Origin of the sequence: Comamonas brasiliensis, from assembly GCF_018292285.1 — a bacterium.
GTDB lineage: Bacteria > Pseudomonadota > Gammaproteobacteria > Burkholderiales > Burkholderiaceae_C > Comamonas > Comamonas brasiliensis.
Map to the genome: position 1 here is coordinate 317956 of NZ_JAANES010000004.1, position 24833 is coordinate 342788.

Genomic DNA, 24833 nt, shown 5'->3' on the forward strand with positions numbered 1-24833 from the left:
AGCAGACCCGGTTCATGGGATTGAGCGGGCTGCAGGGAAGCCTACACTGCACAGGCATCACCATCCACGGGAGAACGATTTTGGCAAGCCAAACCACGCTTTATTACGCAGCTGGCACCTGCGCGCAGGCCGTATTGATTGCGCTTTATGAGGCAGACGCCCAGTTCACGCTCAAGACGCTGAGCTTTGCCGACAACGAGCAGCGCAGCCCCGAATATCTGAGCATCAATCCCAAGGGTAGGGTGCCCGCGCTGGCCACGGAACGCGGCGTGCTGACCGAGACTCCGGCGCTGCTGCTGTATGTGGCGCAGACCCATCCGCAGGCCCGACTGGCGCCGCTCCATGATCCCTTCGCGCTGGCGCAGATGCAGGAATTCAATGCCTATCTGGCCTCTACCGCGCACATCGCCCACGCCCACCGTCCGCGCGCCTCGCGCTGGGCCGACGACGAGGCTGCCCAGGCCGCCATGCGAGCCAAGGTGCCCCAGAACATGCGCGAATGCTTTGCCGTGATCGAACAGCACTATCTGGGCGACAAGACCTGGGTGATGGGCGAGCAGTTCACCGTGGCTGACGGCTATCTCTACACCGTGGCCGGCTGGCTCAAGGGCGACGGCGTGGACATTGCCGAATTCCCGCGCGTGGCGGCCCACTTCGAGCGCGTGAAGACCAGGGCTTCGGTGCAGAAGCTGAAATAAAAAAGGCCAGCTTACGCTGGCCTTTTCTTCGGGCTTTTTGCACCAGGGCAAAAATCAAACGTCGATATTCCCCGCACGCAACGCGTTGTCTTCGATGAAGTTGCGGCGCGGTTCCACCTCGTCGCCCATGAGCATGGTGAAGACGCGGTCGGCTTCGATGGCGTCGCCGATCTTGACCTGCAGCAGGCTGCGGACGTTGGGGTCCATGGTGGTTTCCCAGAGCTGCTCGGGGTTCATTTCGCCCAGACCCTTGTAGCGCTGGCGGCCCGTGGTGCGCTCGGCTTCGGAGATCAGCCAGGCCATGGCCTGACGGAAGTCGCCGACCTTCTCGGTCTTGGCCTTCTCGCCTTCGCCACGCGTGACCTTGGCGCCTTCGCTCAGCAGGCCGACGAAGTTCTGCGCTTCGTCGGACAGGGCGGCATAGTCATGGCTGCGCACGAACTCCTGGGTAAGGATGGAGCTCTTGATGTTGCCGTGGTGATGGCGGCTGATGCGCAGGATGGGGTGCTCGCTGTTGGGGTCGATCTCGGCCGTCACATCGGCGGGCACGCCGGTGGTGGTCAGCTCGCGCAGCTTGGCTTCCAGAATCGGCGCGCACTCCTGGGCTTCTTCAATGGTGTCGAGCTTGATCTGCACGCCGTCGGCAATGGCGCGCAGGGCTTCGGCATCCATGAAGTTGGACAGGCGCTCGATGACGGTTTCGGCGGCCAGGTGCATGTTGGCCAGCTTGGACAGCTCTTCGCCCTCGACGGTGCGCGGATTGTCGCCGCCGGTGTTCACGCTGGCGTGGTTCAGCGCGATCTTGAGCAGGTATTTGTTGAGGGCCGGGCCGTCCTTGAGGTAGAGCTCTTCCTTGCCGTTCTTGACCTTGTACAGCGGCGGCTGGGCGATGTAGATATGGCCGCGCTCGACCAGATCGGGCATCTGGCGGTAGAAGAAGGTCAGCAGCAGGGTACGGATGTGGGCGCCGTCCACGTCCGCGTCGGTCATGATGATGATGCGGTGGTAGCGCAGCTTGTCGGGGTTGTAGTCGTCGCTGCTGCTCTTGCCCGAGTCTTCGCTGACCTTGCCGATGCCGGTGCCCAGGGCCGTGATCAGGGTGATGATTTCCTGGCTGGACAGCAGCTTTTCGTAGCGGGCCTTTTCCACGTTCAGGATCTTGCCGCGCAGCGGCAGGATGGCCTGGAACTTGCGATCGCGACCCTGCTTGGCGGAGCCGCCGGCGGAGTCACCCTCGACGATGTAGATTTCGCACAGCGCAGGATCTTTTTCCTGGCAATCGGCCAGCTTGCCGGGCAGGCCCATGCCGTCGAGCACGCCCTTGCGGCGCGTCATTTCGCGGGCCTTGCGCGCGGCTTCGCGGGCGCGGGCGGCTTCGACAATCTTGTTGCAGAGAATCTTGGCGTCGTTGGGCTTTTCTTCGAGGAATTCGGCGAGCAGCTTGCCGACAATGTCTTCCACGGGCGCACGGACTTCGGAGCTGACCAGCTTGTCTTTGGTCTGGCTGGAGAACTTGGGCTCGGGCACCTTCACGCTGAGCACGCAGCACAGGCCTTCGCGCATGTCGTCGCCGGTGACTTCGACCTTGGCCTTCTTGGCCAGTTCGTTGTCGGCGATGTATTTGCCGATGACGCGGGTCATGGCGGCGCGCAGGCCGGTCAGGTGGGTGCCGCCGTCACGCTGGGGAATGTTGTTGGTGAAGCACAGCACCTGCTCGGCATAGCTGTCGTTCCACTGCATGGCGACTTCGACGCCGATTTCGGTGCCGGGAATGCCACCATAGGTCTCTGCCGGGCGTGTGCCTTCGGCGTAGAAGGTGGTGGGGTGCAGGACCTTCTTGGTGCCGTTGATGAATTCCACAAAGCCCTTGACGCCGCCGGCGCCCGAGAAGTCGTCTTCCTTGCCGTCGCGCTCGTCCTTGAGGCGAATGCGCACGCCGTTGTTCAGGAAGGACAGCTCGCGCAGGCGCTTGGCCAGGATTTCATAGCGGAACTCGAAGTTCTCCTTGAAGATTTCCTGGTCGGGCAGAAAGTGCACCTTGGTGCCGCGCTTGTCGCTGGGGCCGACCACGCGCATGGGCGAGACTTCGGTGCCGTCCACGACTTCGATCAGGCGGTTCTGCACAAAGCCGCGCGAGAAGTCGATTTCATGGCGCACGCCGTCGCGGCTGACGGTGAGCTTGAGCCAGATGGACAGCGCGTTCACGCAGGACACACCCACGCCGTGCAGACCGCCCGAGACCTTGTAGCTGTTCTGGTTGAACTTGCCGCCGGCGTGCAGCTCGGTCAGGGCGATTTCGGCAGCCGAGCGCTTGGGCTCGTGCTTGTCGTCCATCTTCACGCGCGTGGGAATGCCGCGGCCGTTGTCGATCACGGACAGCGAGCCGTCGGCATGGATGGTGACCAGAATGTCGTCGCAGTAGCCGGCCAGCGCTTCGTCGATGGAGTTGTCCACGACCTCGAAGACCAGGTGGTGCAGACCGGTGCCGTCCGAGGTGTCACCGATGTACATGCCCGGGCGCTTGCGCACGGCTTCCAGGCCTTCCAGGATCTGGATTGCGCCTTCGCCATAGCCGCCTGCATCTGCGGCGCTCTGGGTGTCTGGCTTGTTCTCTTCGGTCATGAAATTACCTTGCTGCTACAAGGTCAGGAGCTGTTGGCGCCTGACCTGCATAACTTTCAAATGAATACTTGCCTGAAATCATTACAGGACGAGCGGTAGCTGCTCCTGTTATTTCAGGCAATGAAATGGCTGGCTGCGTTCGGTCCACTCAGATGCGCATGGGCATCACGACGTACTTGAAGCTTTCGTTCTCGGGGATGGTGACCAGCGCCGAGCTGTTGCCGTCCTGCAGATCGATCTTGACCATGTCCTGGCTCATATTGGTGAGCACGTCGATCAGATAGGTCACGTTGAAGCCGATCTCGATGGTGTCGCCACCGTAGTCGATATCGAGTTCGTCCATGGCCTCTTCCTGCTCGGCGTTGTTGGACGCCACGCGCAGCGTGCCGGGCTCGACCGACAGGCGCACGCCCTTGAACTTGTCGCTGGTCATGATGGCCGTGCGCTGCAGCGATGCCAGCAGCGGAGCGCGGCCCAGGGTCACGCTGTTGGTGTGGTTGCGCGGGATGACGCGGTTGTAGTCGGGGAACTTGCCTTCGACCAGCTTGGTCACGAACTCCATGCCGCCAAAGGTGAACTTGGCCTGGTTGTTGGCAAATTGCATCTCGATGACGGGCTGGTTCTCGCCGCTGGCGTCCGACAGCAGGCGCTGCAGCTCCAGCACGGTCTTGCGCGGCAGAATCACTTCCTGCTTGATGGGCACTTCCACGTCCAGCGTGGCGCTGGCCCATGCCAGGCGGTGGCCGTCGGTGGCCACCAGGCTCAGGGTGTTGCCTTCGGCGACGAACAGAATGCCGTTCAGGTAGTAGCGGATGTCCTGCACGGCCATGGCAAAGGAGACCTGGCCCAGCAGGTCCTTGAGCACCTTCTGCGGCACGCTGAAGGCGGGGCCGAAGGCGGCCGATTCCTGTACCAGCGGGAAGTCCTCGGCGGGCAGGGTCTGCAGCGTGAAGCGGCTCTTGCCGCCTTTCAGAATCATCTTGGACTGCTGCGTCTCCAGGCTCACGGTCTGGTCGCCGGGCATGGTCTTCAGGATGTCGATCAGCTTGCGGGCACCGATGGTGGTGGTGAAGTCGCCGGCGTCGCCGCCCAGCTCGGCCGTGGTGCGGATCTGGATTTCCAGGTCGCTGGTTGTCAGCTGCAGCGCATTGCCCGTCTTCTTGATCAGCACATTGGCCAGAATGGGCAGCGTGTGGCGGCGCTCGACAATGCCGGCCACCGATTGCAGGACCGCGAGAACTTTGTCTTGTGTGGCTTTCAGGACGATCATGTCAACCTCAGTGATTTAAATGCGCATTTGTTTTGACGCGGCGGCATCCGCAGGGCGATGCGGACGCTCCCTCATGCCGCGTGAATTCCCCATTTTGCCCTGTGTGAGTGACATTCATGGGGGAGTTTTCATCAACCTTTGAGCGTTTGTTCCAGCACATGCAGCTGCTGGTTCAACTCGGTGTTGGTCTGGCGCTCGCCCGCGATCTTGCGTACCGCGTGCAGCACGGTGGTGTGGTCGCGGCCGCCGAACAGCTCGCCGATCTCGGGCAGGCTTTTCTGCGTCAGCTCCTTGGCCAGGTACATGGCAATCTGGCGCGGCCGGGCAATGCTGGCTGGGCGCTTCTTGCTGTACATGTCGGCCACCTTGATCTTGTAGTAGTCAGCCACCGTCTTCTGGATGTTTTCCACAGAGATCTGGCGGTTCTGAATGCTGAGCAGGTCGCGCAGTGCCTCGCGCGCCAGCTGGATCGACACTTCCTTCTGGTTGAAGCGCGAATAGGCCAGGATCTTGCGCAGCGCGCCTTCGAGCTCACGCACGTTGGAGCGCACGTTCTTGGCCACGAAGAAGGCGACTTCCTCGGGCATGTCGGCGTTCTCGGCGCGGGCCTTGTTGATCAGAATCGCCACGCGCATTTCCAGCTCGGGCGGCTCGATGGCCACCGTCAGGCCGGAGTCGAAGCGCGAGACCAGGCGCTCGTGAATATTGGCCAGACCCTTGGGATAGGTGTCGGACGTCATCACGATATGGCTCTTTTTGGCCAGCAGGGCCTCGAAGGCGTTGAAGAACTCTTCCTGCGTGCGGTCCTTGTTGGCGAAGAACTGCACATCGTCGATCAGCAGCAGATCGAGCGAGTGGTAGCGCTCCTTGAACTCGTCAAAGGTGCGGCGCTGGTAGGCCTTGACCACATCCGAGACGAACTGCTCGGCATGGATGTAGAGAATCTTGGCGTCGGGCTTGTCCTTGAGCAGCTGGTTACCCACAGCATGCACCAGGTGGGTCTTACCGAGGCCGACACCGCCGTAGATGAACAGCGGGTTGTAGAGATGACCGGGCGAGCCTGCCACATGCATGGCGGCCGAGCGCGCCATGCGGTTGGCCGTACCTTCGACCAGCGTCTCGAAGGTGAGAGCCGGGTTCAGGCGGGTGCGGAAAACCGGAGCACTGGCCTCTTCGCTGGTGACGGTGGGTACGGCGACATTGAGCGTCTGCGCCGCTGTCTGCTGCGTTGCAGATGGCGGGCGAACGTAAGTACGCACAACGCTTTCGCGCTGAGCGAGTGCTAACTCAAGGGTGACGGTCTGACCGTAAAGCGACTCCAGCATGGCCGAGATGCGGCCTGCATACTGGGCACGGATCCAGTCCAGCTTGAAGCGGTTGGCCACATAGACTGTGACCTTGGAAAAATCTTCTGCAACGAGTGCCGTCAGCGGCTTGATCCAGGTGTTGAATTGCTGCTCCGGCAGCTCCTGACCCAGTTGCTCAACGCAGACCTGCCACAGGGCCTGGCCTGCATCATTGGTTGGTTCCTCTGTCATTGTCAAAAGTCTAATTGTGGATAGGAGGAACAGTTGCGGGGTTGGTATTGTAGCTTTTGCGGAAGTTATCCACAAAATATCAGAAGGCTGTCCCCGACTCCAGTGCGTAATAGGCTGCACATCCTAATAGATTAGGCAGCCTGCGGTTTGTAAAGAATCTCCGACCTCGGCGCAGGCTTGACGGTATCCTCATGAGTCCATAGCAAATTCAAGGGTCATTGCATCAAAAGCGCAACGCTGTGATAATCCCCGGTTTCCCTGAATGTGTTCAGGGTGATATGAGCCGGGCGCCTTTTTTGTGCGCGCGCGCCCAGCTGCTTTAGAACATGCGCAACATGTTCCCGGGCGCTGTGGCGGGTGCTTTGTTCCGTTTGTTGCCTTCTGGTCCGATGACATGCTCGGCATGTGAAAAAATATCGGGTTTGGCGGTGACAGTGTGCGGCGCAAAACCGGAATGGTCGGGCGCAAACATGGCGCCTTGCCGACGCAAATACTGAACCTTCTCAAGGAACCAACATGAAACGTACTTACCAACCTTCCAAGATCCGCCGCGCCCGTACCCACGGTTTCCTGGTCCGCATGAAGACCAAGGGTGGCCGTGCCGTGATCAACGCACGTCGCGCCAAGGGCCGCAAGCGTCTGGCCGTCTAAGGCCGGCGTTGGCTAGCGGTCTGCTCCTTCGCTGCGCTGAAGGCCTCTGAACGGAGGCTCTCCTATGCAAAGGCTGAAAACGCGTCCGCAATTCCAGGCCACCATGTCCGCGGGCACCATTGCCCGTACCCCGCACTTCGCCCTGCACCGCATGGAGCTGGTGGCCGAGGTTGCCGACATGGTTGCCAACCCCAGGACAGGGCCCGGATCGAGCGATCCGCAGGCCCTGTTTGGCATTGGTGCCGTGCGCAAGCAGGCCTGGCTGGGTGCCATGGTGCCCAAGCGTTGGGCGCGACGCTCGGTCACGCGCCACACCATCAAGCGCCAGATCTATGCGGTGTCCTCGGAGTACGAAGACGCCCTGCTGTGTGCTTCCTATGTGGTGCGCCTGCGCTCGGGGTTTGACCGTAAGCAATTCGTCAGTGCAACCTCGGACCAGCTCAAGGCAGCGGTCCGCAAGGAACTGCAACAGCTTTTTGCGACCGGGGCGCGCCGCCTGACGCAGGCCCGTCAGGCCGCCGCGGCGGAGGTGGGTTTTAAGGAAAATTCGCCTCAAGCCCTTGATGGAAAAACGCAAGAAGCTACTGATTCAATAGCAAATCAGCCGGAGAACCAGCCATGATGCAGCGACTGCTCATGGCTGTGGTGCGTGGCTACAGGCTGCTGCTCAGTCCCTGGCTGGGGTCGGCCTGTCGCTTCGAGCCGACCTGCTCGGCCTATTCCCTTCAAGCGCTGGAGCAACACGGCGCTGCGGTAGGCTCTTATCTGACGGTGCGCCGGCTGGCGCGCTGTCATCCGTGGTGTGACGGAGGGCATGATCCCGTGCCACAGCAAAAGCCCAGGCTGTTTTCCTTTCTGGACAATGCCTCGGACTCTTCCGCGACCACCCAACCTTCCTCACCTAAGAAGTCTTCATGAACGATATTCGCCGCACCATACTGTGGGTGATATTTGGCTTTTCCATGGTTTTGCTCTGGGACAAGTGGCAAATCCATAACGGCAAAAAGCCCACCTTCTTCCCATCGCCGCAGACGGTCAGTGCACCTGCTGCGGCCGATGCCAAGCCTGCCGATGTCAGCGTTCCCCAGCCCGCCGCAGCCGCTTCTGCCGGCGATGTGCCCGGCGCTGCGAATGCCGCAGGCCAGCCCGCAGCGGCCGTGACGCCCCGTCAGGACGTGACTGTGGGCAGCGATGTCATGCGTCTGACCTTCGACAGCGAAGGCGGCACGCTCAAGCATTCCGAGCTGCTCAAGTACTCCGACACCGCGGATGACAAGAAGCTCATGCAGGTGTTCGAGGAAAACGCCAAGCGCGTCTACCTGGGACAGACCGGTCTGATCGGTGGCAACTTCCCCACGCACAAGACTCCCATGACCGTGATGCCCGGCGAGCGCGAGCTCAAGGACGGTCAGGACAGCGTGCAAGTGCGCTTCGAGTCTGCCGACCAGGGTGGCGTGAAGCTGGTCAAGACCTTCACGCTCAAGCGCGGCTCCTATGCCGTCGATGTGCAGCACGATGTGGTCAACACCGGCTCGACCGCCGTGAACCCCCAGCTGTACATGCAGCTGGTGCGCGACGGCAACAAGCCCGAGCATGAGTCCAGCTTCTACTCCACCTTCACCGGTCCTGCCGTCTACACCGACGCCAAGAAGTACCACAAGGTCGAGTTCAAGGACATCGAAAGCGGCAAGGCCGAGGTCGACAAGGCTTCTCCCAATGGCTTTGTGGCCATGGTGCAGCATTACTTTGCCAGCGCCTGGCTGCTGGCCGACGGCATCCAGCGCGACAACTTCGTGCGCAAGGTGGGCGACAACCTCTATGCCGTGGGCATGATCACGCCCGTGGGCACGGTGGAACCCGGCCAGACCAAGACCGTGAGCTCGCGCCTGTTCTCCGGCCCTCAGATCGAGCCCATGCTGGAAAAGCTCTCGCCCGGTCTGGAACTGGTCAAGGACTATGGCTGGCTGACGATTCTGGCCAAGCCGCTGTACTGGCTGCTGTCCGAGCTGCACAAGTTCATCGGCAACTGGGGCTGGTCCATCGTGGCGCTGGTGGTGCTGCTGAAGATCGCCTTCTACTGGCTCAACGCCAAGGCCTACTCCTCGATGGCCAAGATGAAGGCCATCAATCCCCGCATTCAGGAAATGCGCGAGCGTCTGAAGGACAAGCCCCAGCAGATGCAGCAGGAGATGATGCGCATCTACCGCGAGGAGAAGGTCAACCCCATGGGCGGCTGCCTGCCCATCATCATCCAGATCCCTGTCTTCATGGCTCTGTACTGGGTGCTGCAGTCCAGCGTGGAAATTCGCAATGCGCCCTGGATCGGCTGGATTCACGACCTTTCGGTGCCGGATCCCTTCTTCATCCTGCCGCTGCTGATGACTCTGTCCTCGCTGCTGCAGACTGCCCTGAACCCCGCTCCTCCTGACCCCATGCAGGCCAAGATGATGTGGATCATGCCGCTGATGTTCAGCGTGATGTTCTTCTTCTTCCCCTCGGGTCTGGTGCTGTACTGGCTGACGAACAACATTCTGTCGATCGCTCAGCAGTGGATCATCAACAAGCGCATGGGCGTGCCGCCTCAGTTCAACCTGCCCAAGTTCGGCAAGGCTGCCGAAGGCAAGTAAGCACGGCGCCAGCGCCAACCAAAACGCCACCTGAAAAGGTGGCGTTTTTTTATGCCCGCTTGAACAAGGCGGCGGGCCGGCCTGCTGTCTTACTTGCCGATGCAGAAGCTGGAGAAGATCACCCCCAGCAGGTCGTCGGAGCTGAATTCGCCGGTGATCGAGTTCAGCGACAGCTGGGCCAGGCGCAGCTCCTCGGCCAGCAGATCCAGATGGGCGGATTGCGCCGCCAACTGCGCGTCAGCCATCTCCAGGTGGGCATCCACGGCCTGCAGGGCCTCCACATGGCGGGCACGGGCCAGGTACAGGCCTTCGGGCGCGGATTGCCAGCCCGCCACTTCCAGCAGTCGCTTGCGCAGCGCGTCCAGGCCGTCGCCGGTACGGGCGGACAAGGCGATCTGCTGCGCATTCAGCTGGGCCGTGTGACGGGCCTGCACATCGGCAGCCGCCATATCGGTCTTGTTCCAGACATGGATGACAGGCACCTGAGCGGGCAGCCTGTCCTGCAGGGTGCGGGCGATATCGGCATCGGCCGCCGCATAGTCGGCCTGCTCCACGCGGGTCAGGTCGTGCAGAAAGAGCACGGCATCGGCTGCTGCAATCTCGTCCCAGGCACGCGCAATGCCGATGCGCTCCACCTCGTCCTCGCTGTCACGCAGGCCTGCGGTGTCGATCACATGCAGGGGCACGCCCTCGATCTGAATCGTCTGCTGCACCTTGTCGCGCGTGGTTCCGGCAATCGGGGTGACGATGGCCAGCTCGGCCCCCGCCAGTGCGTTGAGCAGCGAGCTTTTGCCCGCATTGGGCTGACCGGCAATCACCACCTTGATGCCTTCGCGCAACAGCGCGCCCTGATGGGCGCGTGCCAGCACGGCAGTGACCTGGTCGCGCAGGCGCTCGAGTTGGCCAAAGGCATCGGCCTTCTGCAGAAAGTCGATTTCTTCCTCCGGGAAGTCCAGCGTGGCTTCCACCAGCATGCGCAGATGCACCAGGGCGTCGCGCAGCACATGGATTTCCTGCGAGAACGCGCCGGACAGCGAACGGCTGGCACTGCGCGCGGCGGCTTCGGTGCTGGCATCGATGAGGTCGGCAATCGCCTCGGCCTGGGCCAGGTCGATCTTGTCGTTGAGAAACGCGCGCTCGGTGAACTCGCCGGGCTGGGCCAGACGCAGCCCCGTCAGCACCGGCTTGCCGTCCTCGCCGCCGCTCTGGGCCGCTTCCAGGCAGCGCGCCAGCAGCAGCTGCAGCACCACGGGGCCGCCGTGGGCCTGCAGCTCCAGCACGTCCTCGCCCGTGTAGCTGTGGGGGCCGGGAAAGTAGATCGCCAGGCCGTGGTCTATGGGCGAGCCGTTTGCATCCCTGAAGGGCAGGTAAGTCGCTTCGCGCGGTTTCAGCTCCTTGCCGCAAAGCGTTCGCACCAGGGCCGCAAGACCTTTGCCGGAGACTCGCACAATGCCAACGGCTCCGCGCCCGGGGGCGGTGGCGATGGCGGCAATCGGGTCGTTGTGGCGGGGCAGCATGGGCAGAAGCTTTCAGAGAGGCAGGCAAACAAAGGTCAACAAGAATCATATCTCTGTGCTTCATGCATTATTTGCATAATGCTATGATTTCGTTTGCATTGTTATTGAACAGTCATGGCTGTTTGACCTTAAACGCCGAGCTGCAACCCCTCTTTTTTTGATAGCGCTCGGCCTACAATCCAAAATCCGATTTCATCGTCCGCAAGAACACAGGGGCCGGGTTATGTGCCCATAGAGAGTCCTTACTGCGGATGACTTACTTTGCGAGCTGGAGACCGCTGATGTCCGACACCAAGCCCATTACCTCGATTGATAAACGTGCGTTGCTGCGTCAGGCGGCACTGGAGTATCACGAGTTCCCCAAGCCCGGCAAGGTGGCCATCGCGGCAACCAAGCCCATGGCCAATCAGCATGATCTGGCGCTGGCCTACTCGCCCGGCGTGGCTGCGCCCTGCGAGGAAATCGTCAAGGACCCGGCTGCGGCCTTCAAATACACCAGCCGCGGCAACCTGGTGGGCGTGATCTCCAACGGCACGGCGGTGCTGGGCCTGGGCGACATCGGCGCGCTGGCCTCCAAGCCCGTGATGGAGGGCAAGGGCGTGCTGTTCAAGAAGTTCGCCGGCGTCGATGTGTTCGACATCGAAATCGACGAGAAGGACCCGCAAAAGCTGGTCGACGTGATTGCTGCGCTGGAGCCCACCTTCGGCGCCATCAATCTCGAAGACATCAAGGCGCCCGAGTGCTTCTTCGTGGAGCGCGAGCTGCGCAAGCGCATGAACATTCCCGTCTTCCACGACGACCAGCACGGCACGGCCATCACCGTGGCAGCGGCCATGGTCAATGCGCTCAAGGTCGCCGGCAAGAAGATCGAAGAGGTCAAGCTGGTGGCGTCGGGTGCCGGCGCCGCGGCGCTGGCCTGCCTGAACCTGCTGCTGGAAGTGGGTCTGAAGCGCGAGAACGTGTTCGTGACCGATATCGCCGGCGTGGTCTACGAGGGCCGTACCGAGCTGATGGATCCGGACAAGGCGATGTTTGCCCAGAAGACCGAGCTGCGCACTCTGGGCGAGGTGATCGAGGGCGCTGACGCCTTCCTGGGCCTGTCTGCCGGCAATGTGCTCAAGCAGGACATGGTCAGGAAGATGGCGGCCAGGCCCATCATCTTCGCGCTGGCCAACCCCAACCCGGAAATCATTCCCGAAGATGTGAAGGCGGTGCGCGACGACGCCATCATCGCCACAGGCCGCACGGACTACCCCAACCAGGTCAACAACGTCCTGTGCTTCCCCTACATCTTCCGTGGTGCGCTGGACTGCGGTGCGACCACCATCACCACCTCGATGGAGATCGCCTGCGTGCACGCGATTGCCGAGCTGGCCCAGGCCGAGCAGTCCGAAGAAGTGGCCGCCGCCTATGTGGGCGAGGTGCTGAGCTTCGGTCCCGAGTACCTGATTCCCAAGCCCTTCGATCCGCGTCTGATGCTGATCGTTGCGCCCGCCGTGGCACAGGCTGCGGCCGAAGCCGGTGTGGCCAAGCGCCCCATCCAGGACATGGATGCCTACCGCGAGCATCTGAAGACCTTTGTCTACGCCTCCGGCACCATGATGAAGCCCATCGTGCATGCCGCCAAGAAGGCCGCCAAGAAGCGCGTGGCCTATGCCGAGGGCGAGGAAGAGCGCATCCTGCGTGCAGCCCAGATCGTGGTGGACGAACGCATTGCGCGCCCGACACTGATCGGCCGTCCCGCCATCATCGCCCAGCGCATCGAGAAGTTCGGCCTGCGCATGAAGGAGGGTACCGACTACGACGTGGTCAACGTCGAGCATGACGAGCGTTACCGCGACTTCTGGCAGAGCTATCACCGCATGACGGAGCGCAAGGGCATCACAGCGCCCATCGCCAAGATCGAAATGCGCCGTCGCCTGACGCTGATCGGCTCCATGCTGCTGCACAAGGGCGAGGTCGACGGCCTGATCTGCGGCACCTGGAACAACACCAATGTGCACCTGAACTACATCGATCAGGTCATCGGCAAGCGCAGCGGCGTGACCACCTATGCCTGCATGAACGGTCTGTTGCTGCCCGAGCGTCAGGTGTTCCTGGTCGACACCCACGTCAACTACGACCCCACGGCCGAGCAATTGGCCGAGATCACCATCATGGCCGCCGAGGAAATGATGCGCTTCGGCATCAAGCCCAAGGCTGCGCTGCTGAGCCACTCCAACTTCGGCTCCAGCAACCAGCCCAGCGCCGTCAAGATGCGCCAGACCCTGGAGCTGCTGCGCGAGCAGGCGCCCTGGCTGGAAGTGGATGGCGAAATGCACGGCGATGTGGCCCTGGACGGCAAGGCCCGCGCCAAGCTCATGCCCAACAGCACGCTGCTGGGTGATGCCAACCTGCTGGTCTCGCCCAATATCGATGCCGCCAACATCAGCTACAACCTGCTCAAGCAGGCGGCCGGCGGCGGCATTGCCGTGGGCCCGGTGCTGCTGGGTGCGGCCAAGCCCGTGCATGTGCTGACGCCCAGCACCACGGTGCGCCGTATCGTGAACATGACGGCGCTGACCGTGGCCGACGCCAACGTCAGCCGTTAATTACGTAGCAAAAACAAAAGCCCGCCGTGCATGGAGCACGGCGGGCTTTTTTGTGCCTTGCGACGGGGCTTACCAGGTACGGCTGACGCCTGCGTCCACCGTGCCGAAGATTTCCACGCCGCCGGAGCTGGAGGAGGCCGGCATGGTGCCGGAGCAGGCCGTCAGCACCAGCGTGGCGGCTGCTGCGGCCAGGGAGAGCCATTTGCGCATCTGCATTTCCTTGTCCGCATCCATTGCGGCTCGTAGCCCCATGGTAGCGGGCTGGAGATACCCTGCCGTAACAGCTTGTTTTGCCTAAAAGTGGGTTTAGCCTAAACGGAGTAAGCGTTTAAAGCTATCAAAGTTGATCAGGTCTCCAGATACAGCTCGGCCAGCCGCTCGCGCGCGGCGCCATCCATACCCAGCACCTGGCTCAGATAGCGGTCCACGCTGCCATGCTGGGCGCGCACCGCATCGACCGAGGCCATCAGATAGGACGGCTGCACGCGCCACAGCGCATCCAGGGCCTCTTCGGACAGCTGACCATACATCTGGGTCGGGCGTACGAAGTACTGATTGGTCAGCAGATAGTCCTCCATGATCTGCTCCTCGTCCACGCCCAGCGCCGTCAGCAGCAGGGCCGCAGCCCAGCCCGTGCGGTCCTTGCCGGCCGTGCAGTGAAAGACCAGCGGTGCATCGCTGAGCTGCAGCAGTGCGAGGAATTGCGCAAAGCGATTGCCGTACACGTTCACAAAGCTGCGATAGGTGTCGTGCATCAGCTCCTCGGTATCGCGGCTGCTGAGGTGGCGACCCTGCTCCATCATGGACTGGGCGCGCTGCACCACGGTGGGCTCGACCACCAGGGCATGGCGCTCGATCAGAGGCCAGGCATAGGAGAGATGTGCGCTTTCGCCTTCGCCGCGAAAGTCTGCGCTGCGGTGTATGCCCAGCTTTTGCAGCTGGTCCAGGTCTTGCTGTGTCAGATGCGCCAGATGCGCGGAGCGGTACAGCTTGCCCCATTGCAGGCGGCGGCCGTCCAGGCCCTGATATCCGCCCAGATCACGGAAGTTGGAGGCTCCCGAGAGGGAGACTTGGCGCGCGGGGCGCTCCGTCAGCAGGTCATGGTTCAGTTGCATACCAATGCTTATAGCGGATTGCAAAGACCCATCCATGTCATCCGTGTTACCCGGGCGCGGCAACAGGATCGCCGGCCCGAACAGAAAGCGCCGCATGGGCAAGACATGCGGCGCCGAACCTGCCCGAGAGCCGTCTTGCGACAGTGCCTTCGTGCTCAATGGCTGCTTGCACTGCCCCGCAGCATATGCTTGAGCAGCTTGCCGGTAGCGGTGCGCGGCAGTGTGTCACGGAACTCGAAGAGGCGCGGAATCTTGTAGCGCGCCAGCTGCGGGGCCATGAACTCGCGCAGGGTCTCCTGGTCCAGCAACTTGCCGGTCTTCAGGGTCAGCACGGCCACCACGGTCTCGCCCCATTCGGGATGGGGCCGGCCGATGACTGCAACGTCCTGCACGTCGGGGTGGGTACAGAGCACGTCTTCCACTTCCTTGGAATAGACGTTTTCGCCACCCGTAACGATCATGTCCTTGAGCCTGTCCACGATATAGAGATAGCCGTCCGCATCCCTGCGTGCCAGATCGCCGCTGCTATACCAGCCCTGCTCGTCCAGTACCGCGGCCGTGGCCTCGGGGCTGTTCAGGTAGCCCTGCATCATGGCGGCGGAGCGCAGGCAGATCTCGCCCACCTCGTCGGGGCCGCACGGGCTGCCATCCTGGCGGCGCAGCTCCAGCTCCACGCCGGGTATGGCACTGCGGCCGATGGAGCCTGGCTTGGTCAAGGCTTCCTCGGGATAGAGCACGGTGCCCAGCGGGCCGGATTCAGTCATGCCATAGACCTGCATGAAGCGGTCGCTGCGATAGACATGGGCCAGCCTGCGAACCATCTCCGCGCCCAAGGGCCCGCCGCCGTAGGCCCACAGACGCATGGCGCTGAAGTCGTAGCTGGCCACATCCGGCACCACGGCCAGCGGAGCCAGAAAGGCAATCGGCGCGCCAAAGGTGAAGCTGATGCGCTCGCGCTCCAGCGCCTCCAGAAACTCCCCGGGAGCGTATTCGCGCATCAGCACGGCGGTGCCGCCCATGAGCAAGGTGCCCAGGAACCAGTTGTTCAGCGGCGACGAGTGCCAAATGGGCATGGCGATCAGCGTGCGCTCCTTGGGCGACAGCGAGGTGGCTGCCGCTGCACAGAGCGCTGAATGGAAGACATTGGAATGGCTGTGCAGGCAGCCTTTTGGCTGGCCCGTGGTGCCCGAGGTATAGAGGATTTCGGCCAGCGCGTCTGGTGCCGGATGGCAGTGCTCGTCGCGGCAGGGGGTGGCCAGCGCCAGCAGCTCGTCGAAAAAGCCCACGCCTTCGGCGGCAGAAGCCGTGCTCAGCCATTGCAGTTCTGCCGCAGGCTGCAGTTCGGCCTGGACGGTTGCGATCAGCGATGCGCGCGCTCCATCCACAATGCACAGCCGTGCGCCCGAGTGGCGCAGGATGTAGGCGACTTCCGGGGCCTGCAGCTTGTGGTTGATGGGCACGACGGCGGCACCCAGCCGCCAGGCGCCGAATAGTGCGAATACAAAGCCCGGGGTGTTGAAGCACAGCAGGCCTAGCTTGTCGCCCTGGCGCATGCCTTGCGCGCGGAGCACGGCAGCGGCGCGATGGCTGGCCTCGGCCAGTGCGGCATAGCTCCAGTCCTGGCCGTCGGCGCGCAGCGCCAGTTTTTCGGGGCGCGTGCGTGCCTGCTGGTCGAGCAGGGAAATGAAATTCATCATGGCTGGCGTCCTCCTCAGCCAGTCCAGGCATTACGCAGCAAAGCGGCAGGGTCGCTGCTGCCGCAGGCAACACCGGCTACCGGGCCCCAGTCCGGGTCGAAGCGGCTGCCGAGGAAGGCCGCAGCACTGTCGTTGCCCGCATGCTGGAGCATCAGCGTGGCCTGCACCGTGAGGGCCAGGCGCTGGGTGAAGCGGCGTGCTTCGCGCTCCAGATCCTGAGGCGGCAGCATGATGGCCTGGCGCAGCTTGTCCACCTGTGTGCGCAGCACGGCTTCCTCTGCACCCACTTGCTGCAGATGGTCCAGCAGCAGATGGGCGTCGTCGGGGTTGCGGGCAATCGCGCGCAGCACATCCAGGCACATGACGTTGCCCGAACCTTCCCAGATGGAGTTGACGGGGGCTTCGCGGAACAAGCGCCCCATGGGGCCGGTCTCCACATAGCCGTTGCCTCCGAAGACTTCCATGGCTTCGCCGGTATAGCCCACGGCGCGCTTGCAGTTCCAGAACTTGGCGGCCGGCGTGACGATGCGGCGCCAAGCCTGATCCAGCGGGTCTTCGGAGCCAAAGCGTGCGGCCAGATCCATGGCCAGCCAGGTAGCGGCTTCGGATTCCAGTGCCATATCGGCCAGCAGGCCGGTCATCACCGGCTGCTCGGCCAGCGGCAGGCCGAAGGCATGGCGGTTGCGGGTGTAGTGCAGGGCCTGCACCAGGGCCTGGCGCATAAAGCCGGCACTGGACAGCGCGCAGTCCAGACGGGTGTAGGTAGCCATTTCGATGATGGTGGAGATGCCCCGGCCTTCCTGGCCTATGAGCACGCCCCAGGCGTTGTCGAACTCCACTTCGCTGCTGCTGTTGGAGCGGTTGCCCACCTTGTCCTTGAGGCGCTGGATGTGAATGGCGTTCTTGCTGCCGTCGGGCCGCCAGCGTGGCACGAAAAAGCAGGTGGGACCGCGCTCCTCGGTCTTGGCCAGCACCAGATGCCCGTCGCACATGGGGGCCGAGAAGAACCATTTGTGGCCGGTGATCAGGTATTCCTCGCCCCAGGGGCCGCTGCTGCCCGATGGGTTCAAGGCCACGGCACGCGTGGTGTTGCTGCGCACATCGCTGCCGCCCTGGCGCTCCGTCATGCCCATGCCCACGGTGATGGAACGCTTGCCCTCGGCGGGAATGTCGCGCGCGTCGTAATCGGTGGATTCCAGCAGCGGCCCCAGCACCGCATTGAGTTGCGGGTTGATGCGCACCAGCGGAATGCTGGCCTTGGTCATGGTGGTCGGGCAGGTCGATCCGGACTCGACCTGGCTGTGCATGAACAGCGATGCGCCATAGGCTGGCCAGGCCGTCTGCCGCTGGTCGGTGAAAGGCAGGTTGGAGATGCCGTTGCGCCGTGCAATCGTCATCATCTGATGCCATGCGGGGTGAAAGCGCACCTGGTCGATACGGTCGCCTGTAGGGGAGTGCGTGTGCAACTCTGGCTCGAAGTGGTTGGCGTCTTCCGCAGCGCGCAGCGTGGCTTCGGCGCCATATTCCGCACCCTGGCGTTGCAGCTCCGGATCGCGCCACTGTGCGCCTGCGCGCCTTACCGCACGCTGCAGCACCGGGTCGCTGGCATAGACGTTGTAGTCCTTGAGCTCCGGAACCTGGTTGTGAGGATGAATGCCAGTCATGATGTCTCTTCCTTTGGAGGTGGGTGGCCCTGTCGGCGAAAAGGCGCAGGGCGTTGTGATTTCTAGGAGGCGCCAGGCAGGCGGTTCAGGAGGGGCGCTTCATATTGCAGCTGGTGTCCAGGCTGGATGCCTGTGCGGAAACCGTGCTTACGGGCTTCCATCCCAGGCCCGTTCCTTCCTGGTCATGCACCACGGTCTTGCCGTCCACTTTTTCCCAGCTCAGCACATGGATGGGTTGCTGGGCCTGGTGATCGCTTTTGCGCATTTCCACGGGGCCGTTGAGGCCTTCGAAGCGCATGCCCGACATCCTGGCCGCCACGGCGGCAGGTTCCACGGACTTGGCTTCGCGCATGGCCTGGGCCAGCATCAGCATGGCGTTGTGGCCCAGGCCGTTGATGAAGTCCTCGTTGAACTGGCGCTTGAAGCCCGGCAGCAGCGAATCGCCGGCCAGAGGCTGGGAGTTGGGGCTGAAGGCTGAGATCAGCTTGACCCGGCCCTGTCCTGCTGCACCCATGGCGCTGGGCACGCCGAAGTTGTTGCCGTTGAGGGTGTAGAAGTCCGTGTTCAGACCCGCTTCGCGCGCAGCCCGCACGATCAGCGCCAGATCGGCACCGAAGTCCGCAGTGATGACGGCATCGGCTCCGGATTGCTTGATCTTGGCGATATAGGGCGAGTAATCCTTGACCTGCCCGAGAGGGTGAAAGTCATCGCCCACGATCTTCAGGTCGGGGCGCTTGGCCGCCAGCATGCTGCGTGCGGCACGCGAGACTTCCTGGCCGTAGGCATAGTTGGGGTTGAGCAGAAAGACCTGCTTCACCTGCTTTTGCCCGGCCAGGTAGGAGGTCAGCGCGGCCACCTTCATGTCCGAGTTCGCATCGGTGCGGAAATGCCAGTAGCTGCACTTGGCATTGGTCATCTGCGGCGCCTGGGCCGCATAGTTCAGATAGATGATTTCCTTGCCGGGGTTGCGGCTGTTGTGCTTTTCGATGGCCTCCTGCAGTGCCAGGCCCACGGCCGAGGAGCTGGCGCCCTGCACCACATAGCGGATGTTCTGTCCGATGATGGAGTTGAGCTGGCTCAGCGCCTCCTGCGCGGAAAGGCGGTTGTCGAAGGGCACGATCTCGAACCTGGTGGCACCGGCCCAGCCTTGCTCGTTGGCAAGCTTGGCGCTGTACTGAAAGCTCTTGAGCACGTTCAGGCCCAGCCCCGCCATGGGGCCGCTCATGGCATCCAGCGAGGCAATCTTCACGACCGTGGCTGGTTGCGCGTGAGCGAGCGAGGCGCAGGCCAGCGCCATTGCTGCCAAGGGGAAGGAAATACGAGGGTGCATGCTTGTCTCCGTTCTCTCATCAGAATTTTTTTATTCACCAGGCCGCAATGCACAATGGCATCGAAGTACCTGTCAAAAATTCTAGGAACCCGCGCAAAAAAGGTGTTCGGATTTGGCCAGCATGAAATCACGCACCCCTTCCGCCGCGACAGCAGGGCGTCGCCGCCCTCTGCAGTCACGTGCACGGCATACGTTTCAGGCCTTGCAGGACGCCTTTGTTCGGCTTTTGCTTGAGCGCAGCTACGCGGAAATCACCATGCGCGAGATCGCCCTGGTGGCAGGCACCGGGCTGGGCAGCTTCTACGAGTACTTCTCGGGCAAGGAAGACCTGGCCAGGGTTTGCCTGCATCTGCGCTCCAAATCACTGCTGCTGGGCATTCGCGGCGTGACCAGCAGCCATGCAGGCCAGCCGCTGACGCAGATTGCCGAGGCGGTGGTGGAGTCACAGCTGCAGGCGCACCGCGAGCGGGCAGATGAATGGGGTGCCCACTACCTGCTGGAGCGCCACTACTCCACTTCCGAGGCCTACCGGAAGATGTTCGAGCGCTTTGTGGACGCCTGGGCAGCAGCCATAGAGCAGGCCGCCGATCTGCCCCCGGACTACCCGGTGCGCGATGCAGCACGGGTGAGCCAGTGCATTCTGTATGGCCTGTTCAACCACAGCTATCTGGCCACCGATGTCCCGCCGGATCCGGACTTGCTGCGCCAGCGCGCCAACACGGCCATATCTGCGTATCTGAACGCCCTGCGCTGCGCTTCCTGAAATGAAAAGACCGCCAGCGGCAAGCCGTGGCGGTCTCTGTGTGCCGGGGCGGCAGGGCTGGCTATCAGCTCACATGCTTGCCCACAATGCCAGCCAACTCGAACATGCTGATCTGCTCCTTGCCGAACACCGGCTTGAGCTTGGCGTCGGCGTTGATGGCGCGCTTGTCCTTGGCATCCTGCAGGCCGTTGGCCTTGATGTAGTCCCAGAGCTTCTTGATCACGTCGGGGCGCGAGGTGGGTTCGTTGCCGATCACGGCGGCCAGATCGGCGCTGGGCTTGAGTGTGGCGCTCACGGTGCGGGGCTTCTTCACCGCAGCGGTCTTGGTCGCCGTCTTGGCGGCGGTCTTCTTGGCCGCCGTGCCTGTCTTCTTGGCTGCAGCCGTCGTGGTCTTGGCGGCCGCTGCGCCAGCCGTCTTGCGCGCCGGGTATTTGCCTTCGCGCTGCTCGAACTCGAAGTTCACCTTGCCCGCAGCGCCATCCCAGACCAGGAAGGCCTTGAAGTTGCGGCGCGTGCGGTTGGAGACGAACTTCTCCAGCAGATCGGTCTTGCCGGTCTGCAGCAGCTTGGTCATCTGCTCGCGTTCGATGGGCTGCTGCAGAATGATCTGGCCGCTCTTGAAGTCGCAGCTGGGCGTGGTCTGGGCCAGTGTGGGCACGGCCTTGGAGCAGACATAGTTGGCGCCATGCTCGAAGACGGGCGAGCCGCACTTGGGGCAGGGGCCCAGGCTTTGCTGGTGGGCAAAGTCCACGATCTCGCCCGTGTCCTCGGAGTCCTTGTCGTCGCCGAAGTCGAATTCCAGCTTGAAGTTGCTGTTTTCCTCGTCACGCACGATGGCGACTTCGGCCACAAACGGCCAGCCGGCCTTGGAGCGGAAGCCCTCCAGCGGGCCGATACGGCGCTCGCGCAGCAGCTGCTCGGCCTCGGCCGTCTCGAAGGTGCGGCCGGCAGGGGACTTGGTGAACGAGAAGCCGCAGCCTTCGCTGGCACCATTGGCGCCCGTGCAGGCGTAGCGGCGGTAGTTTTCCTTGACCACGCCGCCGCAGTTGGGGCAGGGCGTGGAAAGCGTCGCGTAGTCACCGGGAATGGTGTCGCGGTCGTATTCCTTGGCCTTCTTGACCAGCTTCTCGGTCATGGCCTGGATCTGCTGCATGAAGGCTTCGCGCGAGAGCTGGCCTTTTTCCATCTGCGACAGCTTGAATTCCCATTCGCCGGTCAGGTCGGCGCGGCACAGTTCCTCGACTTCCAGACCGCGCAGCAGCGTCATCAGCTGGAAGGCCTTGGCCGTGGGGATCAGCTCGCGGCCTTCGCGCAGCATGTACTTTTCCGTCAGCAGGCCTTCGATGATGGCCGCGCGCGTGGCTGGCGTGCCCAGGCCTTTTTCCTGCATGGCTTCGCGCAGCTCGTCGTCGTCGATCTGCTTGCCGGCGCTTTCCATGGCACCCAGCAGCGTGGCTTCGGAGTAGCGTGCCGGCGGCTTGGTCTTGAGGCCCTTGACATCGGCGTGGTGGGTGCGCGGCTGCTCGCCGGGCTTCACGGCAACCAGGGGCTGGCCCTTGTCGCCTTCCTTGGCATCCTCCACCTCGTTGGCGGCTTCCTTGCCGTAGATGGCCAGCCAGCCCGGCCTGACCAGCACCTTGCCCTCGGTCTTGAAGCTGTGCTGCTCGACCTTGCTGATGCGCGTGGTGACCTGGTATTCGGCGCTGGGGAAGAACACGGCCATGAAGCGGCGCACGACCAGGTCGTACAGCTTCTGTTCGGCTTCCGACAGGCCCGAAGGGGCCTGGGTGGTCGGGATGATGGCAAAGTGATCCGACACCTTGCTGTTGTCGAACACGCGCTTGGTGGGGCGGATGTAGTTGTCGTTGATGGCCTGCTGGGCAAAGGGCGCCAGATGGCGCATGCCGCTGGTGGCCAGCATGTCGAAGGTCTGGCGCGCCACGGGCAGATAGTCCTCGGGCAGGGCGCGCGAGTCGGTACGCGGGTAGGTCAGGGCCTTGTGGCGTTCGTACAGGCTTTGCGCCAGTGCCAGCGTGGTCTTGGCCGAGAAGCCGAACTTGCCGTTGGCCTCGCGCTGCAGGCTGGTCAGGTCGAACAGCAGGGGCGAGGCCTGCGTGGTGGGCTTGCTTTCCTCGGTGACGGTGGCCGGCTTGCCCTGTACGGCGGCGGCAATCGCTTCGGCCTCGGCCTTGTTCCACAGGCGGTCGGCCTTGGCCTCGGCATCGTCCGATTTCTTCCACTGCGGGTTGAACCACTTGCCCAGGTACTGGCCGGCCTGGGCGTCGAAAGTGCCGTGCACTTCCCAGTAGTCGCGGCTGACGAACTGGCGGATCTTTTCCTCGCGTTCCACCACCAGGGACAGGGTGGGCGTCTGCACACGACCCACGGTGGTCAGGAAGAAGCCGCCGTCGCGCGAGTTGAAGGCCGTCATGGCACGCGTGCCGTTGATGCCCACCAGCCAGTCGGCTTCGGAGCGGCTGCGCGCGGCGCTGGCCAGGCCTTGCATCTGGGCATCGCTGCGCAGATTGTTGAAGCCGTCACGAATCGCCTGCGGCGTCATGGATTGCAGCCACAGTCGCTTGACCGGCTTGCCCAGACCGCCCTTGGCACCGCCCGCGTACTGCTCGATCAGGCGGAAGATCAGCTCACCCTCGCGGCCCGCGTCACAGGCGTTGATGAGTTCGGTCACATCCTTGCGCTTGGCCTGCTTGACCACGGCGTTCAGGCGGGTCTTGGTCTTGTCCACGGGCTTGAGGTCGAAGCGCGGGGGAATCACCGGCAGGTTGGCGAAACTCCATTTGCCGCGCTTGACGTCGAATTCTTCGGGCGCCTGAATTTCCACCAGGTGGCCGACCGCACTGGTCACCACATAGCTGTCGGATTCGAAATAGTCATCGTGTTTTTCAAACTTGCCTGCCACCGGGGTCAGCGCACGGACGATGTCCTGTGCGACAGAAGGCTTTTCTGCAATCACCAGGGTTTTAGTCATTGTGTGTTCTCGTCGTCATTAACCACCTGAACCCGAATCGAAACTCAGGCTCATACAATTCGCTTCTCACGCGCGCGCATGCGCACATGTGTGCATATTCAAAGTATCAGAGAAAACATGCCCCGCACATCACTGGCCTCTTCCACAGGCCGCCGTATCCAGACCCGGCGCTCCGGCGTGCACGGCAAAGGCGTTTTCGCCGCGCAGGATATTGCGCAAGGCGAAACCCTTATTGAGTACGTGGGTGAGGTGATCGACTGGCAGGAGGCGCAGGATCGTCATCCGCATGATCCCAGCCAGCCCAATCACACTTTTTATTTTCAGGTCGATGATGAGCGTGTGATCGACGCCACGCACAAGGGCAACTCCTCGCGCTGGATCAATCACAGCTGCGATCCCAACTGCTACACCGACGAGATCGACGGCCGCATCTACATCATCGCACTGCGCAATATTGCAGCAGGCGAGGAACTGAACTACGACTATGGCCTGATGGTGGAGGAGCGCTATACGGCCAAGCTCAAGGCCGAATATGCCTGCTACTGCGGCGCGGCGAACTGCCGGGGCACTATGCTGGCGCCGAAGCGGGGCTGGAAGCCTCCGATGCCTCACGGCACCCCCTGAGCGGCTTTGCCGCTTTCCCCCTCTCTCGCGTTGCTTCGCAATGCGGGAGAGGGACGACGCCATCGCCGCGAGGCGGCTCTTGCTCGGCGTCTCTGAGTTGGAACATGCTTGTTCAAGGCGTGCTCGCTGCATAGAAATTTTGGATAAAGAAAATGACTCAGCCGATTCACTGGAATGCCGAAGCCTTGTGGGAAGCGATTGCACCGCAGTTGCCGGGCTTCACGGTCGAGGTGCTGCCGACCATCGGCTCGAGCAACACCGAACTCATGCGCCGCGCGCGCGACGGGCTGACGGAGCCGGTGCTGCTGATTGCCGAGCAGCAGACGCAGGGTCGTGGCCGGCTGGGGCGAAACTGGGTCAGCGGCGTCGGGGATTCGCTGATGTTCTCGCTGGGTCTGCCGCTGGCGCCGCGCGACTGGTCGGGGCTGTCGCTGGCGGTGGGCGTGAGCGTGGCCGAGAGCCTGCAGCCCCATCTGCCGGCTGCCGGCAGCGCCACGCCGCGCATCGGCATCAAATGGCCCAACGATCTGTGGCTGGAAGGCGACTGCAAGCTGGCTGGCATTCTGATCGAGACCGCGAGTTTCGTCGGCACGCAGCAGCACGATATGACGGCGCCGCGCTACGTGGTGATCGGCATCGGCATCAATGTCCGTCCCCGCCCCGGTGACGGCATGCGCACGGCCCCGGCCTGCCTGCAGGAGCTCGATGCCGCGCTGGACGCGCCCACGGCCCTGGCCTGCATCTTGCCCAATCTGGTGGCCGAAGTGCAGAGCTTTGCCCGACACGGTTTTGCGCCGCTGATGCAGCGCTTTGCCCAGCGCGATCTGTTGGCCGGGCGCGAAGTGAATCTGAGCGACGGCACGAGCGGCATGGCCCAGGGTGTAGCGGCCGATGGCGGCTTTCTGGTGCGCACCGCTGCGGGGCTACAGGCCGTGACCAGCTCGGAAATCAGTGTGCGTCCGGCCAGCAGCCCGTTGCAGGATTGAAATGAAGCACCTCCTTAGGCGCTTTGCGCCTTCCTCCTCTCTCTACGCGCTGCGCGCCAGGGGAGAAGGACGCAGCCCTCGCTGCGGGGCGGCGGGGCCGCCCAGGCCCTTGCTCGGCTGCCCGCGAGCGGCTGCAGCCCATGGATAACTG

General features: G+C 62.9%; 19 protein-coding genes. 9 read left to right on the forward strand and 10 right to left on the reverse strand.

The features are described 5' to 3' along the window. Positions 1-80 precede the first annotated feature (80 nt). On the forward strand, positions 81-698 hold the full coding sequence (locus DJFAAGMI_RS17925) for a glutathione S-transferase family protein (RefSeq protein ID WP_211458161.1): 618 nt from the start codon (positions 81-83) through the stop codon (positions 696-698). Positions 699-752: 54 nt separating this feature from the next. Here the strand turns inward: DJFAAGMI_RS17925 and gyrB are convergent, their stop codons facing one another. From gyrB to dnaA, 3 genes are all read right to left on the reverse strand, one after another. Then, positions 753-3320, reverse strand: a complete 2568-nt coding sequence (gene gyrB, locus DJFAAGMI_RS17930; protein WP_211458162.1) for a DNA topoisomerase (ATP-hydrolyzing) subunit B — start codon at positions 3318-3320, stop codon at positions 753-755. 148 nt (positions 3321-3468) lie between these two features. Beyond that, positions 3469-4590, reverse strand: coding sequence for a DNA polymerase III subunit beta (gene dnaN, locus DJFAAGMI_RS17935; RefSeq protein WP_003064798.1), 1122 nt, complete (start codon positions 4588-4590; stop codon positions 3469-3471). 131 nt (positions 4591-4721) lie between these two features. Then, entirely contained in the window at positions 4722-6128 is a 1407-nt protein-coding gene (gene dnaA / locus DJFAAGMI_RS17940) for a chromosomal replication initiator protein DnaA (RefSeq protein WP_211458163.1), read from the reverse strand. 516 nt (positions 6129-6644) lie between these two features. Here dnaA and rpmH point away from each other — a divergent pair. The 4 genes from rpmH to yidC all read left to right on the forward strand — a co-directional run bounded on the left by rpmH (position 6645) and on the right by yidC (position 9406). Then, positions 6645-6779 carry a 50S ribosomal protein L34 gene (gene rpmH, locus DJFAAGMI_RS17945; protein ID WP_003060014.1) on the forward strand — a complete coding sequence of 45 codons (135 nt, stop codon included), beginning with the start codon at positions 6645-6647 and terminating at the stop codon, positions 6777-6779. Between the two features lie 64 nt (positions 6780-6843). Continuing rightward, positions 6844-7401: a ribonuclease P protein component gene (locus tag DJFAAGMI_RS17950; RefSeq protein WP_211458164.1), complete on the forward strand. Its 558-nt coding sequence runs from the start codon at positions 6844-6846 to the stop codon at positions 7399-7401. Beyond that, positions 7398-7697 carry a membrane protein insertion efficiency factor YidD gene (yidD, locus tag DJFAAGMI_RS17955; protein WP_003060017.1) on the forward strand — a complete coding sequence of 100 codons (300 nt, stop codon included), beginning with the start codon at positions 7398-7400 and terminating at the stop codon, positions 7695-7697. The genes DJFAAGMI_RS17950 and yidD overlap by 4 nt, the downstream gene beginning before the upstream one ends. Next, positions 7694-9406 (forward strand): membrane protein insertase YidC, encoded by a 1713-nt coding sequence (gene yidC / locus DJFAAGMI_RS17960; protein WP_019042631.1) that lies wholly within the window; start codon positions 7694-7696, stop codon positions 9404-9406. The genes yidD and yidC overlap by 4 nt, the downstream gene beginning before the upstream one ends. Positions 9407-9495: 89 nt before the next feature. Here the strand turns inward: yidC and mnmE are convergent, their stop codons facing one another. Next, entirely contained in the window at positions 9496-10923 is a 1428-nt protein-coding gene (gene mnmE / locus DJFAAGMI_RS17965) for a tRNA uridine-5-carboxymethylaminomethyl(34) synthesis GTPase MnmE (protein ID WP_211458165.1), read from the reverse strand. A 281-nt stretch (positions 10924-11204) separates the two neighbouring features. Between mnmE and DJFAAGMI_RS17970 the strand changes: the two genes are divergently transcribed. Then, positions 11205-13514, forward strand: coding sequence for an NADP-dependent malic enzyme (locus DJFAAGMI_RS17970; protein ID WP_043003292.1), 2310 nt, complete (start codon positions 11205-11207; stop codon positions 13512-13514). 69 nt (positions 13515-13583) lie between these two features. Here the strand turns inward: DJFAAGMI_RS17970 and DJFAAGMI_RS17975 are convergent, their stop codons facing one another. The 5 genes from DJFAAGMI_RS17975 to DJFAAGMI_RS17995 form a co-directional block, all read right to left on the reverse strand. Further along, entirely contained in the window at positions 13584-13748 is a 165-nt protein-coding gene (locus tag DJFAAGMI_RS17975; protein WP_211458166.1) for a hypothetical protein, read from the reverse strand. Between the two features lie 113 nt (positions 13749-13861). Then, a complete protein-coding gene (locus DJFAAGMI_RS17980; RefSeq protein ID WP_211458167.1) occupies positions 13862-14629 on the reverse strand; it encodes a tyrosine-protein phosphatase in 768 nt (255 codons plus the stop codon). Between the two features lie 155 nt (positions 14630-14784). Next, entirely contained in the window at positions 14785-16326 is a 1542-nt protein-coding gene (locus DJFAAGMI_RS17985; RefSeq protein WP_211458168.1) for a class I adenylate-forming enzyme family protein, read from the reverse strand. A 14-nt stretch (positions 16327-16340) separates the two neighbouring features. After that, positions 16341-17990 carry an acyl-CoA dehydrogenase family protein gene (locus DJFAAGMI_RS17990; RefSeq protein WP_211458169.1) on the reverse strand — a complete coding sequence of 550 codons (1650 nt, stop codon included), beginning with the start codon at positions 17988-17990 and terminating at the stop codon, positions 16341-16343. Between the two features lie 85 nt (positions 17991-18075). Beyond that, a complete protein-coding gene (locus DJFAAGMI_RS17995) occupies positions 18076-19320 on the reverse strand; it encodes a branched-chain amino acid ABC transporter substrate-binding protein (RefSeq protein WP_211458170.1) in 1245 nt (414 codons plus the stop codon). Between the two features lie 169 nt (positions 19321-19489). On the opposite strand from DJFAAGMI_RS17995, the gene DJFAAGMI_RS18000 reads away from it, so the two are divergent. Then, complete coding sequence (locus DJFAAGMI_RS18000; RefSeq protein WP_211458405.1) at positions 19490-20083, forward strand: TetR/AcrR family transcriptional regulator; 594 nt, start codon at positions 19490-19492, stop codon at positions 20081-20083. A gap of 64 nt (positions 20084-20147) precedes the next feature. On the opposite strand, the gene DJFAAGMI_RS18005 is transcribed toward DJFAAGMI_RS18000, so the two are convergent. After that, positions 20148-23072, reverse strand: a complete 2925-nt coding sequence (locus tag DJFAAGMI_RS18005) for a DNA topoisomerase III (RefSeq protein ID WP_211458171.1) — start codon at positions 23070-23072, stop codon at positions 20148-20150. A 117-nt stretch (positions 23073-23189) separates the two neighbouring features. Here DJFAAGMI_RS18005 and DJFAAGMI_RS18010 point away from each other — a divergent pair, with 117 nt between their 5' ends. Together DJFAAGMI_RS18010 and DJFAAGMI_RS18015 are read left to right on the forward strand one after the other, a co-directional pair. Further along, positions 23190-23696 carry an SET domain-containing protein gene (locus DJFAAGMI_RS18010; RefSeq protein ID WP_003060037.1) on the forward strand — a complete coding sequence of 169 codons (507 nt, stop codon included), beginning with the start codon at positions 23190-23192 and terminating at the stop codon, positions 23694-23696. Positions 23697-23848: 152 nt separating this feature from the next. Continuing rightward, entirely contained in the window at positions 23849-24682 is an 834-nt protein-coding gene (locus tag DJFAAGMI_RS18015) for a biotin--[acetyl-CoA-carboxylase] ligase (RefSeq protein ID WP_211458172.1), read from the forward strand. Positions 24683-24833: the final 151 nt, after the last annotated feature.

What these genes read in the sequence shown, in the direction of transcription:
- gyrB (WP_211458162.1), bottom strand. Translation starts at nt 3,320, where the DNA reads ATGACCGAAGAGAACAAGCCAGACACCCAGAGCGCCGCAGATGCAGGC.
- dnaN (WP_003064798.1), bottom strand. Translation starts at nt 4,590, where the DNA reads ATGATCGTCCTGAAAGCCACACAAGACAAAGTTCTCGCGGTCCTGCAA.
- dnaA (WP_211458163.1), bottom strand. Translation starts at nt 6,128, where the DNA reads ATGACAGAGGAACCAACCAATGATGCAGGCCAGGCCCTGTGGCAGGTC.
- rpmH (WP_003060014.1), top strand. Translation starts at nt 6,645, where the DNA reads ATGAAACGTACTTACCAACCTTCCAAGATCCGCCGCGCCCGTACCCAC.
- DJFAAGMI_RS17950 (WP_211458164.1), top strand. Translation starts at nt 6,844, where the DNA reads ATGCAAAGGCTGAAAACGCGTCCGCAATTCCAGGCCACCATGTCCGCG.
- yidD (WP_003060017.1), top strand. Translation starts at nt 7,398, where the DNA reads ATGATGCAGCGACTGCTCATGGCTGTGGTGCGTGGCTACAGGCTGCTG.
- yidC (WP_019042631.1), top strand. Translation starts at nt 7,694, where the DNA reads ATGAACGATATTCGCCGCACCATACTGTGGGTGATATTTGGCTTTTCC.
- mnmE (WP_211458165.1), bottom strand. Translation starts at nt 10,923, where the DNA reads ATGCTGCCCCGCCACAACGACCCGATTGCCGCCATCGCCACCGCCCCC.
- DJFAAGMI_RS17970 (WP_043003292.1), top strand. Translation starts at nt 11,205, where the DNA reads ATGTCCGACACCAAGCCCATTACCTCGATTGATAAACGTGCGTTGCTG.
- DJFAAGMI_RS17975 (WP_211458166.1), bottom strand. Translation starts at nt 13,748, where the DNA reads ATGGATGCGGACAAGGAAATGCAGATGCGCAAATGGCTCTCCCTGGCC.
- DJFAAGMI_RS17980 (WP_211458167.1), bottom strand. Translation starts at nt 14,629, where the DNA reads ATGCAACTGAACCATGACCTGCTGACGGAGCGCCCCGCGCGCCAAGTC.
- DJFAAGMI_RS17985 (WP_211458168.1), bottom strand. Translation starts at nt 16,326, where the DNA reads ATGATGAATTTCATTTCCCTGCTCGACCAGCAGGCACGCACGCGCCCC.
- DJFAAGMI_RS17990 (WP_211458169.1), bottom strand. Translation starts at nt 17,990, where the DNA reads ATGACTGGCATTCATCCTCACAACCAGGTTCCGGAGCTCAAGGACTAC.
- DJFAAGMI_RS17995 (WP_211458170.1), bottom strand. Translation starts at nt 19,320, where the DNA reads ATGCACCCTCGTATTTCCTTCCCCTTGGCAGCAATGGCGCTGGCCTGC.
- DJFAAGMI_RS18005 (WP_211458171.1), bottom strand. Translation starts at nt 23,072, where the DNA reads ATGACTAAAACCCTGGTGATTGCAGAAAAGCCTTCTGTCGCACAGGAC.
- DJFAAGMI_RS18010 (WP_003060037.1), top strand. Translation starts at nt 23,190, where the DNA reads ATGCCCCGCACATCACTGGCCTCTTCCACAGGCCGCCGTATCCAGACC.
- DJFAAGMI_RS18015 (WP_211458172.1), top strand. Translation starts at nt 23,849, where the DNA reads ATGACTCAGCCGATTCACTGGAATGCCGAAGCCTTGTGGGAAGCGATT.